We start from the raw sequence: 13,108 nt of genomic DNA, 5'->3' as shown, positions 1-13,108 counted from the left end.
GATGACCGCAGGGCTATGAACGTCGGCGACTACCGGCGACATTCGCGACCGCGTCACGACGGGCTCAACACGGTGCGCGAAAGATCGCGCAGCCTCCCGGCCGCCGCCGACATGTAGGTATCCGCACGCCACACCGCGCTCAGGACGCGTTCGCACCCCGGAGCATCGACGTGCAGCCGGACGATCGGCGCCGACGTCACCGCCCGTCGGGACATCGCCGGCACGAGCCCGACGCCGAGCCCCGCACCGATCAGTTCCCCCATCACCCCCGGTTCGTCGGTCTCGCACGCGATCACCGGCCGCAGGCCCGTGCCGGCGAACAGACGATCCAACAGGGTGCGCGGCCAATAGCCGGGCCGCGAGGTCACCAACGGCTCTCCCGCCAACTCGGCGACGGCCACCCGCTCTCGTCTCGCCAGGGGATGAGTCGCCGGAACCGCGAGCAGCACCTCCTCGCGCACGAGCTCGACCGAGACCAGCGCCGGCCCGACAAGCGGCTGCGAGGCGAAGCACACGTCGACCTCCCGCTCCCCGAGGTGACGCACCATCGCGTCCGCGTTCGCCTGGAGCAGCCGCACGTCGACACCCGGACGCTCGGCGCGAAAGCGCGCGAGGACTTCGGTGACCGACAAGAGCGTCTCCGCCGCCACCGTGACGTGACCGTGCCCCAAGCCCGCGATGTCCGCCAACTCACGGCGTCCGTCGTCCAGTTCACCGAGTGCCCGATCGACACGGCGCAAAAAGGCCGCGCCGGCCGCGTTGAGCCGTACCCGGCGACCTCGACGGTCGAAGAGCGGTACCCCCAGGCCCTTTTCCAGCCGGGCGATCGTCCGACTCACCGAGGGCTGCGCGACCCGCAGGTCCTCGGCCGCCCTGCCGATGTGCTCCCGGCGAGCCACCGCCTGGAAGTACCGCAGCTGAAGCAGATCCATGGCCGTCTTCCTCGCTTCGCGCACGATGGGGCGACCCACGAGTGGGCCGATCACAGGGACGTTATCGAAGCCCACGAGCACATCCTCGTGGAGACGAGTCGCAGTGGTTTCCGCAACTCCCATGAATGGGACGGGCCACCGGCGCGGCCATCCACCACGCCTGCACCGGAGTCGACGCGCGGCGCACCGCCGTGCGCCCGTTCGGCGTAACGCGTCGCCGTGCACGTGGCGGCCGGCATCCGCGGTGCCGCGCCGTGGGGTCACGGCGCGTCCGAAACGTTCAAGACCGCGACCCCGCGCGGGCTCGAGCATGGTGGCCGAGCCGGCGCCGTCGAGGGCGCCGCCCGCGAACCCGGGCACGGCGGCTCGAGCGACACACGAGGATGACGACGATGAGGATCGGAATCGGGTTGCCTGCGGCGGTACCGGGAGCGTCGGCGACCGACATCGGCCGGTGGGCCGCGCGCGGCGAGCAGGCGGGCTTCCATGCGCTCGGCGTCATCGACCGATTGGTGTACGACAGCCTCGACCCCGTGGTGGCGCTCGCCGCGGCCGCCGCGTGCACCCGTCGAATCGGGCTGTACACCACGGTCCTCAACGTCGGTTACCGCCCGAACCCGCTGGTGACCGCCAAACAACTGGCGTCGCTGGACCTGATCGCGGGCGGACGGCTCACCGCGGGCCTCGCCCTGGGCGGATGGCCGGCGGACCACGCCGCGTCCGGTACGCCGCCCACCGGGCGTGGGGCCGCCTTCGACGCGGCGCTCACCGCGATGCGGGAGTTCTGGGACGGACGAGTGACGGGGGCCGCCGGGCCGGCACCCGCGTTGCCGGCGGGGCGTCCGACACTGCTGCTCGGCGGTCTGGTGCCCGCGGCGTACCGTCGTGTGGCGGCCTTCGCCGAGGGGTGGGTGGCGCCCTCGTTCGGGTTCGAGACCCTCACGTCCGGCATGGCCGCAGTACGCGAGGCATGGGACACGGCGGGGCGAGAAGGGAGCCCCCGCGTCACGGTGGAACGATACTTCTGCCTCGGTCCCGGTGCCGACGACGCCGCCGACGCCTACCTTCACCACTACTACGGCACCGACTACTTCCCCCACGTCCGCGCGGACACCCCCACCACGCCGGACACCCTGTCGAAGGAAATCGCCCGACTGGCCGACACCGGATGCGACGACCTGGTCCTGTTCCCATGCACCGGCGACCTGGATCAGATCGACCGCCTCGCCGAAATTCTGGACACCGAACTCGCCCATCCCACAGGCCGGTAGCGCGGCACGTGCGTGCGTCTCCGGCAGGGCACGCGGGCCGGCCGCCGACAGGACGCGTCCGACGCGCCCGAGACCGTCGGGACTCGGCCGCACACAGTCGCCGCACGAATCGGGTCGGTTCGAGGATCCGAGCGAGGATTCGAACTACTCCCCCGGTCGCGGATGTCGGTTCACGCTCCGGCTCCGGTGAGCACGACCCGGCGGCCGGTCACGGTGCCGTCGGCAATGGGGCCTCGGCGGCGGGCGACGCGCGTGCGAAGGCCTGCCGGCGTGGGCGCGAGCGCGTCGACCGGCTCCGGCGCGCATCGGAGCGTCCCCGGCGGACGTCCCACTCCATCTCGCCCGACACCTCCCTCGGGTCCGGGTGGCGGGCGGGGTTGGGGAGCACGGCCGCGAGGAAGTCGCGGGCCTCGCGCGGCAACGCCTGGTCCTCGTCGGCCGGGTCGACCACGTGCGGCGGCGTCGGTTCGTATGCGCCGTCCGGCGTCGGGACACCCGGTTCCCGAATCCGTCCGTGGTGGTCATGAGCGCGCACCACGTCACCCGGATCGAGGGACTGCCCGGCCACCCGTGAGCCCCTGCGGCCGTACTGCGGGAGGGGGTTGTTCCGGCTGTGCACTGTTCCCTCCTGCGGATGGCGCGCCGGGCCATGAGTCACCGTCACCCGGTGACCGACCACGTCTCCACCATCACGAGCGTCACGAAGTAGCACCTGCGCCGGCCGGCGTTCCCCACCCGCGATGCCGGCCGACGCCGATGCGCGCGGCCGGTGACAACCTCGCGTTGTCGCCGGCCGCGCGCATCGCCTACCAGGGGCCGCACCTCGACGGCGCTCCAGGCGGCGACGGTCAGGCCGACCTATTCACGCTGACACGCGCGACACGCGGACCGTGCAGGGGATCGCAACCTGTCGCTCGAGGGCGCGTGGCAGTCCCGGGGTTCGTGGCAGTCGACCGAGGATCACCGCGGTCAAGCCCGACTTCGTCCCGCTCGCGCGAGGCCGACCGAGGTCTGCGACGTCGCTGTCAGCGGATGTCCATGAGCTTCTCCACCTGTTCCCTCGCCGGGAAATCGACAACCGAGGGGATCCCGTCCAGGGTGGGGCCGGCAGACATGAACCGGACGATCGTATTGCCGGCCCGTACGAACAGGTACGTGGTGACCAGGTTCTCGGCGGCGCTGACGCTGACGACCCGGACGTGGACCGACTGGTCACCCATGCTCGGCGAGGTGGTGCTCGACTGCAGTGTGAACGTGACCGGGATACCGTTTTTGGTTCCGGGGAACGTGTGGCATACCTCCAGGGATGCCGCTGCCTCGGACATGACCCGTTCGGCCTCGCCGACCTTGAATGAGGTGAGCAGGATGGTGATGTCGACGGAGGGCTTGCCGGACACGGTTCGAGTGACGCTCTGTTCGGCGGAGGCGACCGGCGGACGAACGGCGTGGGTGTCGATGGCAAGCAGGTTCGTCCCAGGGCGGCAAGCCGGTTCGTCCGCCCGGGGCGAGGGCGGGACCGGCATCGGGGAACGCGTACGCGTGCGGGCGGGCAGTTCCGCATCCGTCACCAACGCGGTATGGAGCTGAGCCTGGGTCGGCACCACAAGGTCACGCGGCAGCGGAGAGCGTGAGGGCGGGGGCGACGGTGAAGGCGGGATGGGGCGCGCGGTCGCGGATCGAGTCGCCGGAGCGCGAGTGGGCGTGAAGGTCGGCGCGGCGGTGTCGTCCGATCCCCCGGAACTGCACGCGGCTGTCGTGACCAGGATCGAAGCGGCAATTCCGGCACATAATAGTCGAACTCGCCATCGGCGCACTTTCGTTCCCCCGTGAAGTGGACGGATCTTCCCTCCGTCGGATCCTCGCATCGACCCGAACCCCCGGTGCGGCGCGATACGAGTCCGTGACCATCAAACCCACCGGCGCGGCCACGACGCGCGTCCGGCGCCGTCGTCTCCTGCGTTCGGCGGGCGGCGCGTCGATCGCCGCGAAGCGGCAGTCGACCTTCGCGGTCAGCGGTATCCGGCGCGGTGTCGGTACACGTCGTAGAGCAGCCAGTGGTGGGGGGAGTCCTCGTCGGCGGGATCCAGGCATTGGAGGATGTCGTCGCCGCGGGGGTCGTCGCGCAGGGGCAGGCGTGCCGCGAGCAGATCCGTGATGTCGGGGGTGTCCGGTGGGGCGAAGGCGATGGCACGGCAGGCCAGTTGGCGGACCGTCGCGTCCGTGTCCTCAAGCCGCTCCACCACCGCGGGCAGCGCTGAAGTGCTCCTTCTCTCGATTGGTGCCCAGTCCGTTCGTCGCCCACCACCGGACTTCGGCGTCGACGTGGCGGGAGAGTACGCGAAGTACCTCGTCGGTGCGTGGGTCCTGGGTGTCGACCAGGCCGGCGGTGAGGATCCGGGCCACGCGGGGATCCGGCTCGCGTGCCGACCAGGGCAGGAACAGGTCGACGAGCGGCCGGTCGTACGGGGTGTCCTCGTCCTCGTCGAACAGGTTGGTGCAGCGGAGCACGTCCGCGCCGAAGCACCGCTCCAACGGGTCCGACCGGTCGCACAGACCGATCGCCGCGTCCCACACGGTCGGGTCGTGACGCTTCACGAGCGTGGACACCGTCGCCCACCACACCTCGTGGTCGACGTCGGGTTCCGCCAGGGCACGCGAGAGCAACTCGTCGAAGGACGGACGGATGCCGTACAGCAGTTCCAACGAGGTGAGGACGGCGGTGTGTCCGTCCCTGATCGTCAGGCCCCCCGACGACATTTCCTCACAGGATGTTCGGGAGTACGACCGCCGAACGGTTCTGCGCGCGACCTGCGGTGACCCGCTTCTGCGGCGCAACTCCGTCTCGACGCCCGTCTCGTGCCAGTACCGGGCAAGCGCCAAGGCGTCACGCCCCTCGGCATCCGCGATCCACAGCTTCGCCCCATACCCGACGAGACTCTCCGTGATCTCGCAGGCGCCCCGGTCGATCGCGCGCAACAACGGCGTGCGGCCGTCCGGCGCGGCGAGGTCCAGGCAAGCCTGCCCGAGCAGCACGTCGACCACGGGAACATCGAAGGCGTCCACCGCCAGACACAAAGCCGGAGTGCCATCCTCGTCGACCGCGTCGGGGTCGGCGCCCGCGTCCAACAACGCGCCCGTCAACCGGGCATCCCCACCGCGCACTGCGGCTATCAGTGGCTCCACGCCCAAGGATTGCCCTCCGCTTCGACAAGCCCCGCCCCCGACCCGCCGCATGCTCGGGGCCGAAACCAGGATGCCGGCGGGTCGGCTCTTCCTCTGCGTCGACATCCCGGGGCGAGGACTCATGAACGACCGAGGTCATCGGCACAGGGATTGGTATCTCGCCAGGTCCGAGGACATCTTGTCGGAAGCAGTGGAGAAGGCGGCTTGGTGGTCGGACAGGCTCTGCGCGTTGCCGGCCTTGGCGGCGGCATCCGAAGCCTCGTAGTTGGTGCCCATGGCCCTTGCGTCGGCCGCGAAATCGTGGAGCACTCTTCGGAGTTCCGGGTCCGTTGCCTCGAGGGCGGCTTTATCCAAATCGTCGGCGAAGGCGTGCTGTTGGGTGTTCACCTTTTTCGCGTCCTTGACGTCCTGCGTCCGCCCGTTCTGAGTCTTGATGGCCTGATGTGCCTGTTCACAGCCGGCTTTCGGTCCTGTCGGGGTCGCCTTGGCCGTCGGTGTCCACACGGGGGGCGTGGAGGACGGGGCCTGGGGTGTGACTTCGGTGGTGTGGGGTGCCACCGGGACGGTGGCCCGGGGTGCCGCCTCGGTCGTCGGTGACGCCGACGACCGGAGGGTGTCGAGGACCTTTTCCGGGCCGATGGCGAGGAACGCGACCGCGGCGACGACGGCGACCACGGCGAGGACGCCTTTGCCGCCGACGCCGCTCTCGCCGCCGCCGGGCACGGGCGTGACCTTGTCGGCGGTCTGTCCGGGGCGGGGCGCGGTACCGGCGGCGGGGCCGGCCTCGACTGCGGCCGGGGCCACCGCCGATCGCGCGGCGACGCGGCGCCCGGCGTCCGGGGGTGGGTCGTCGCGCGTGGCCGTGAAGCGGGCCGTGTCGTGCGCGGTGAAGGACGCGACGATCTCCGCCGGGAGCCAGGACCCGGGAAGGGGGATCGTCTCGCGTTCCGTCAGCTTCCTGGCGAACCCCAGGACCTCGGCCAGCGTGGGCCGCCCCGCGGGGTCCTTCGTCAGACACCGCGTGACCATGTCGCGCAGCTCGACGGGGCAGCCGTCCAGATCCGCGGGCTCCATGAGGATCCGGTGGAACAGGGCGTCCCGGTGTCCCTCCCCGAACGCCGTGTGCCCCGTCGCCGCGTACACGACCAGGTTCCCCAGGGCGAAGACGTCCAGGGCGGGCGTCGCCGAACGGCCCCGAATCTGCTCCGGGGCCATGAACGCGGGCGTGCCCACGCTTGCGCCGGTCCCGGTGACGGAGGAGGCGTCGGCGGCCCGGGCGATACCGAAGTCGATCACCCGCGGCCCGTCCTGCGCCAGGAGCACGTTCGCCGGTTTCAGATCACGGTGGATCACATTGCAGGCGTGTACGGCGTCCAACCCCTCCGCCACCCCCGCCAGGAGACGGAACACCGTCACCGGAGGCAGCGGACCATGGTCCTCGACGGCCTGCGAGAGCGACGGACCCGGAACGTACGCGGTGGCCATCCACGGCACCGCCGCATCGGTGTCGGAGTCGACGACGGGCACCGTGTAGAGCCCCTGGACACGCTGCGCCGCGGCCACCTCCTGCCGGAACCGGCGCCGAAACGTGGCGTCGTCCGCGAAGTCGGGCCGCACCACCTTGATCGCCAGAGCACGGCCGCCGGGGGTGAAGGACAAATACACGCGACCCATGCCGCCCGCGCCCAGACGCGCACGCAGAACGTACCCGCCCGCCGTGTGCGGATCGTCCGGAGAGAGCGGAGCGAACCTGGAATTCATCCGGAACCGCCCCGTTTCGACCGTCCGCCCGCGCCGTCCATGCCGAAAGCATGGGCCGCCGTACGGTGTCCCACAAGCGATTCCGGGATACCCGGCGGTGGATAGCGATTACGTGGTCCACGGGGTCGCACAGGGCAAAGGGCCGCGACGTCGGATCGCCGGTGACTGTGCGGCCCACGGCTCGACGTCCGCCGGATCCGGATCGGCTCGAACAGCTGACAACAGGCATGTATTCGGAGTCGGCGGTACTCGTCGCCGCGCACGGCAGAGTCGGAGGGCGCAGTCGATGATCGATGTCGCGGGGTGTGCCGGTGCACCGTACGTCGTCGCCTTCGTTTCACCCGAACGGGCGACAGGGAGCGGGTAGTGTCGGTGTCCGTTGCCGAGGGACTCGGGCGGTGTGTGTGGAGCGGGTCGCGGTTGTGTTCGTTCACGGGTTGTTCTCGTCGGCCCGTACGTGGAGCGCGTTCCGGGGCCTGATCGAGGCCGATTCGGACCTCGCCGGGATCAACCCGTTCCACTTCGAGTACCCGTCGCCGAAGCTTCGTCTCAGCCCGCTGAAACGGATTCCCGACTTCGACACGCTGGCGGACGGCCTGGGCACCTTCCTGGGCACGCTTCCTCATTCCCGCGTAGTCCTCGTGTCGCACAGTCAGGGCGGCCTGATCGTCCAACGACACCTCGCCCGGACGGTCATGCACGCGCGGGGTCGCGAACTCGCGCGGATCGCCTGCGTGGTGATGTTCGCGTGCCCCAACTCCGGTTCCCAGCTCTTCCAGACCCTGCGACGAGCCGCCGCACGGGGATTCCTGGCGCACCCGCAGGAGCGGGCACTGCGTCCGCTGGACGACGCCGTCCACGAGGCCCAACGCGTGGTGCTCAACCGGGTGGTCCACGCCGACGCGGTCGCCTCCGACCGGTGTCCGGTGAGGGTGTACGCCTACGCGGGCGACCAGGACAACGTGGTCACCCCGGCGTCCGCCCGCGGCGTGTTCCCGGACACCGGCGTCCTGCCCGGCGACCACTTCTCGATCATCCGACCGGACTCCGCCGACCACCTCGCCTATCGCGTGCTGAAGACGAACATCGTGGCCGCCGCGGGAACCCCGGCCCCCGCAGGGATCGATGCGGAAGTCCGCGACTACGTCTACGTGTCCGCACGCAAGGTCGGTCGTATCGCGCGGGTCCTGGGTTTGGATGTCGGGGCCCGGACGGGAAGCATCGCCGATGCGGACGAGCCTCCCTGGTGGAAAACCGCGGCCGGCGGTGGTGGCCGAGCGGAGGATGTGATCGGGCTCGTACCCGACGTCGAGAACGCGCTGGGTCGAGGGTACGGCGTGAAGGACATCGACGACGACGCACTGGGGGTCGGCCATTGGTTCCGGCTTCGCGGCGTTCCCATGGTCTTCTGCCTCCCGGAGTCGAATATCGAAGGCGTTCTCTTCGTCGGTGAGACATCCGGCATTCGATTCGCGCTCGGCGGCTCCGCCGAATACCTCCTCGATCGACCGACACGACCCCTCGTCGTCGACTACGGGCGCATGGCGGCTTCCGGTCTGCCGGGGACGCTGGCCATGTTGCGAAAGATCGTGGATCTCGAACGGCGGGGAACCGTGGAGCCCAAGGCACATGTCGAGTTCCTGACGGCGGACGACGGCAGATCACGTATCCTGAGCTCCGAGTACGAGTGGTTGTTGCGCAGGCTCAAGTCCGGTTGGCATCCGATGACCGCGCTCGCCCGATGCCTGCACGTGGACACCACGCCGGACGGCGCGCGCACCGTACTTGCGACACCGCTGTACGTGACCTTCTCCGTGCCCGAGTGAAGCGTGCTCGATGATCCGGGTCCGGCTCGAGTTGCATCGGATGCAATTCCGCGCGGATGGCCGACACCCCGGGCGGTGGCGGAAGCGCCCGAACTCCGAGCACTCCCCGCTCGCGCGGGGTGACACTGGATGCCGGCAGCCGGTAACAGCGTCTTCGTTCGGTTGCATCATGTCGGCCACACGTCGTCGGCGGCGAGGTGAATCTCCGCCGGCCGCAAGGTAGTTCACCCGAAGGCCCATGAGCATCTGCCGCGTGGCGATGGATCGGTACCGGCCGATGCACGGTCGGGGCGGCTAGGGAGTTCCCGACCTGCCACTGCCTCTTGTCCCGGGCAGGGCCAATCGTCGTGGTTCCCGTCGCGGTTCACCCGACGACGTGGGGCCGACGTTCCTTCGCGTGGGGTCGAAGGCCACTTCGCCCTCGCCTCTGTGGGGGTGGTGGAAGCTTCTCCCAGTCTCGCGGCCGGCGGTACCGATGCACACGGGCGTGGGTCAGGCCGGTCGGCGGGCGTGGCCGCGCAGTTCGTTCAGCCATTCCCGCACCTGGTCGTCGTCGTGGAGGTAGTCCTCGTCGGGCCCGTGTCTGAGGTCGACGCCGTGCAACAGGCCCAGCGCCCGCCGGGTCGGCTCGTCCCATTCGAGTCGGCTTCCGTCGTCGTGGGAGTCCCGCTCGATCCACCGCGCGGCCCACCGGTCGGCCGCGTCACGGCTCATCCGGCCCTCGAGCAGCGCCACGAGGCACGCCTCGACGTCGTCCCGGCCCGGCCTGCGATCACTGTCCACACGCCGACCATATCCACCGAGCCGAACAGACGCACGGGCACAATTCCCTTCGGGTTCGGGCATGGGGACATACACCCCTGCCGGGAGCTTCCCGACCTGGATGTCGGCAAGGGTGGCGGCGCGCACGGTGTCGTTGGTGCGGGGGCGGCACATGGTCACCTCCTCGCATGGGCGAGGCCCCGCGCGGCGGCGGGGCCTCGGGGTTGTGCCGGGTGGGTCAGCAGGCGTCCCAACGCCAGGTACCGCCCTCGCGCGTCCAGGGTTGCCCCTTGCGTTCGAGAGCGGGCACGCCGACGTCGTAGGAGGCGCGGGCCATGTCGCCGGACATCTGGTCGACCTTGATCGACTTGATGGTCAGCGCACCGTACGTCTTCTTGGCTTCGGCGGCGAGGGCGTCGTACCCGGGCCTGCCGATCTTGTCCTGGCACCTGGTCGACAGGATCGGGTAGGCGCCGGCGCCGTTTCCTTTGAACAGGTGCTCGGTGTAGGCCCGGACGGCGGTCTCCAGGGCGGCCGTGTCCGGTGCCGCCGCCGTTTGCCCGGCGACTGGTCCGCTGCCCGCGGAAGCGGGTGCCGCCGCGGGCTTGGTGCCCTTGTCGTCGTCCCCGTCGCCGCCGCAGCCGGTGGCGAGGAGGACTGTTGCCGCCAGGGCGGCGGTCGTTGCGAGTCGAGCGGTGCGCTGCACTGTGCCCCCAGGGTGTGGATGTCCTGTGTTGGACCGTCGAGGCCGTTGCGAGGTTGCACGGGTCACCCTTTCGGGTCGGCCGGGAGGCATGTCGGTGCCCGACCCGGCCGAGGCTCACGCGGACGTCGGCAAGCACCCGGGGGACGCGTCGCGTTGTGTGAACGCCGAGAACGTCGAAGAACCGAATCCCCGTTCACCCCCTCACCCGCTCCCTGCCCCGATGGTGCGGCAGTTGCCCGAGCGGGTCGTCTGAATCTCGGAGATCGCCGTTGCGTTGCGGGACCTGCCGATGTCGACGCACACGTCGTTTCCGTCTCGAACACCCACTATTCGAGGGCGTCTTCGCCCTCGCTAGGGGGAATGGGTTGCGGAGGCGCCGGGCGTGCGGTGTCCTGTGACGTCGGGCGGCACCGGCCCTCGGGCGGTCGGGAGTCGTGCTCGGGACGGGGGTGTGATGGAGGCGTTGGGTGGTGGGGATCCGTTGCGGGTGGGGCGGTTTCGGTTGGTGGGGGTGTTGGGGTCGGGTGGGATGGGGCGGGTGTTCCTCGGGCGGGCGCCGGACGGGGCGGCGGTGGCGGTGAAGGTGGTGCATCCGCATCTGCTCGGTGACGGCGGGGTCGAGTTCCGGCGCCGGTTCGTCCGGGAGGTGGAGTCCGCGCGGAGGGTGGGCTCGGCGTTCACCGCGGCACTGGTGGACGCGGACCCGCACGCGGATGTCCCGTGGTTGGCCACCGAGTTCGTGCCCGGAATCCCCCTGGGCGAGGCGGTGCGGCGGTTCGGGCCGCTACCCGAGGCGTCGCTGCTCGTCCTGGCCGCGGGCCTGTTCGCCGCGCTGGCACGGATCCACGCGGTCGCCCTGGTGCACCGCGACGTCAAACCGTCCAACATCGTCCTGGGCGTCGACGGCCCCAGGGTCGTCGACTTCGGGATCGCGCTGCCCGCCGACGCCACCGGCCTGACCCGGACCGGGCAGACGGTCGGCACGATGGGCTTCATGTCGCCGGAGCAGTTCGAACGCTCCGACGTCGGCCCGGAGAGCGACGTGTTCTCCGCCGGCGCGGTCCTCGCCCACGCCGCCACCGGCCGCCCACCCTTCCCCGGGGACACCCTGCCGGTGCTGTTCGCCAACCTGACCACCCGCGCCCCCGACCTCGACGGCCTACCCGCCGCACTCGCCCCCCTGGTCGAGGCCGCCCTCGCGAAGGACCCCGCGACCCGACCCACCGCCGAGGCCGCCCGCGCACTCCTGCCCGAACAGCCCACGCGCATCGGCCCGGACACCGGATGGCTGCCCCCCGCCGTCACCCACGCCATCCTGCGCGCCGCCACCACCGCACTGAACACCCCCGGCCCATCCGCCCCCCACCACGACGACACCACAACCGACACACCACCCCGACAGGCACGACCCACACACACCGCCGCCCCTCCACCCCAGGAGACGGGAACCACCCCGGACCCGGCCCCTGTGGAACCCGAGGACGACGAGGCCACCCCGAAGAACACTCCCCCACCGCGCACCGGGAGCCGGACCTCCCGCGACGGCACCTTCGACAACACCCGCACCGGCCGCGAACCCATCACCGACCACGCCCGCCCGGCATTCGCCCCCGAAGACACGGCCATGCGGTCGCCTCCGACCGTGGTAAACCCCCCTCCCCGGCCCAAGTCCCCGGCGAACCGGCACAGGGGCAAACTCCTTTGGGCCCTCGCGCTTGCGCTTCTCGCTGTGGGTGTCATGGAATTGCCCGATCTCCGGGACGGCGATACCGGCAGCAACGGCGCGAGTTCGTACGGTGCGGCTTCCTCGACCCCCACCGCGACCGCCTTCGACGAGAACTCCTTGGACAACGCCGGCACCGACAGGACTCCATTCACCGCAGGCGCACTGCTGGCTCCGTCGTTCTCCGACGACGACGGAGTCCCGTACAGGGTGTGGGAGAGTGGAAAATACTCCTGTGACACGCCGAAGATGACCGCGGATGTGCGGAACGCGCTCGCTGCCAGGGGTTGTACCTCGGAGGTGGCAGGGACCTACAGCGGGCGATCCCGCACAGGCGGCGAGATGGTGGTCCACGTCCAGATCTTTCCTCTCGGCTCCGCGAACGACGCCGAGGCCGTGGTCGAGGCGGTCAAGGAACTACGCGGCGGTTCCTGGTCGTTCGGGATCAGATGCCCGGTCTCCAGTGCCGGTGCCTGCGACGACTACGCCAAACTCTCCGGGCACCGCCAATACACGTGGACGGGTCGCTACGTGCTCGAGGCGGAGGCGTTGTACCTCGATACCACCGCGAAGAGCGACGTCCACACCTTGAACGCGGCGCGGAAAGCCCTGGAGGCCTGCGGCCCGAAGTACTACGCCAGAACCTGGAAATAATCGCGGACGAGGTTTCCGCGGACGGTTCCACAGCCGGTGCTCGGCCCTGGCCATCCGCTGTGCGAGGGGTGCGTGCGAACCTCGGCCGAGCGCGGTCCGTGTAGCGGTGCGGGTCGCCCGTGACCCATGTGTTGCGTGGACGGCCGCTCGTGTAGCAGCGACTTCGGTGGGGAATTGCCCGGCTCTTCGTGGGCGGCGGGCTTGCTGCGGCGCCGGGGGAAGCGTCCCCGCTCGTGCGGGGCCGACACTGGATCACCTACCTGGGGTCCTGCCGGCGGGTCACAGCATTT

The 13,108-nt window shown here is 70.4% G+C and carries 11 protein-coding genes; 3 read left to right on the top strand and 8 right to left on the bottom strand.

What is annotated here, in order from left to right:
- Positions 1-53: 53 nt before the first annotated feature.
- Positions 54-932 (bottom strand): LysR family transcriptional regulator, encoded by an 879-nt coding sequence (locus EMA17_RS18810; protein ID WP_126638213.1) that lies wholly within the window; start codon positions 930-932, stop codon positions 54-56.
- Between the two features lie 392 nt (positions 933-1,324).
- Between EMA17_RS18810 and EMA17_RS18805 the strand changes: the two genes are divergently transcribed.
- Entirely contained in the window at positions 1,325-2,203 is an 879-nt protein-coding gene (locus EMA17_RS18805) for an LLM class flavin-dependent oxidoreductase (RefSeq protein ID WP_160161457.1), read from the top strand.
- Positions 2,204-2,411: 208 nt separating this feature from the next.
- On the opposite strand, the gene EMA17_RS18800 is transcribed toward EMA17_RS18805, so the two are convergent.
- The 5 genes from EMA17_RS18800 to EMA17_RS55760 all read right to left on the bottom strand — a co-directional run bounded on the left by EMA17_RS18800 (position 2,412) and on the right by EMA17_RS55760 (position 7,147).
- On the bottom strand, positions 2,412-2,822 hold the full coding sequence (locus EMA17_RS18800) for a hypothetical protein (RefSeq protein WP_126638211.1): 411 nt from the start codon (positions 2,820-2,822) through the stop codon (positions 2,412-2,414).
- A 406-nt stretch (positions 2,823-3,228) separates the two neighbouring features.
- Positions 3,229-3,807 (bottom strand): hypothetical protein, encoded by a 579-nt coding sequence (locus EMA17_RS18795; RefSeq protein ID WP_126638210.1) that lies wholly within the window; start codon positions 3,805-3,807, stop codon positions 3,229-3,231.
- A 405-nt stretch (positions 3,808-4,212) separates the two neighbouring features.
- Positions 4,213-4,446 (bottom strand): hypothetical protein, encoded by a 234-nt coding sequence (locus EMA17_RS18790; protein ID WP_126638209.1) that lies wholly within the window; start codon positions 4,444-4,446, stop codon positions 4,213-4,215.
- Positions 4,430-5,386, bottom strand: coding sequence for an ankyrin repeat domain-containing protein (locus EMA17_RS18785; protein WP_246126763.1), 957 nt, complete (start codon positions 5,384-5,386; stop codon positions 4,430-4,432). The genes EMA17_RS18790 and EMA17_RS18785 overlap by 17 nt, the downstream gene beginning before the upstream one ends.
- A 135-nt stretch (positions 5,387-5,521) precedes the next feature.
- Positions 5,522-7,147, bottom strand: coding sequence for a serine/threonine-protein kinase (locus EMA17_RS55760; protein WP_126638207.1), 1,626 nt, complete (start codon positions 7,145-7,147; stop codon positions 5,522-5,524).
- 422 nt (positions 7,148-7,569) lie between these two features.
- Here EMA17_RS55760 and EMA17_RS18775 point away from each other — a divergent pair, with 422 nt between their 5' ends.
- Positions 7,570-8,973, top strand: coding sequence for an SAVMC3_10250 family protein (locus tag EMA17_RS18775; RefSeq protein WP_126638206.1), 1,404 nt, complete (start codon positions 7,570-7,572; stop codon positions 8,971-8,973).
- Positions 8,974-9,465: 492 nt separating this feature from the next.
- Here the strand turns inward: EMA17_RS18775 and EMA17_RS18770 are convergent, their stop codons facing one another.
- Positions 9,466-9,756: a YxzC family protein gene (locus EMA17_RS18770; protein ID WP_126638205.1), complete on the bottom strand. Its 291-nt coding sequence runs from the start codon at positions 9,754-9,756 to the stop codon at positions 9,466-9,468.
- A 217-nt stretch (positions 9,757-9,973) separates the two neighbouring features.
- The gene (locus EMA17_RS18765) at positions 9,974-10,441 is read right to left on the bottom strand and encodes a hypothetical protein (RefSeq protein WP_126638204.1); all 468 of its coding nucleotides are present in this window, start codon (positions 10,439-10,441) and stop codon (positions 9,974-9,976) included.
- Positions 10,442-10,895: 454 nt separating this feature from the next.
- On the opposite strand from EMA17_RS18765, the gene EMA17_RS18760 reads away from it, so the two are divergent.
- Positions 10,896-12,818, top strand: coding sequence for a serine/threonine-protein kinase (locus EMA17_RS18760; protein ID WP_126638203.1), 1,923 nt, complete (start codon positions 10,896-10,898; stop codon positions 12,816-12,818).
- The last annotated feature ends 290 nt before the right edge of the window (positions 12,819-13,108 follow it).

It is taken from the genome of Embleya hyalina (genome assembly GCF_003967355.1).
Taxonomy (GTDB): domain Bacteria; phylum Actinomycetota; class Actinomycetes; order Streptomycetales; family Streptomycetaceae; genus Embleya; species Embleya hyalina.
Note: the sequence above shows the minus strand (reverse complement) of the source record. Positions and strands in the feature narration are given on the sequence as shown.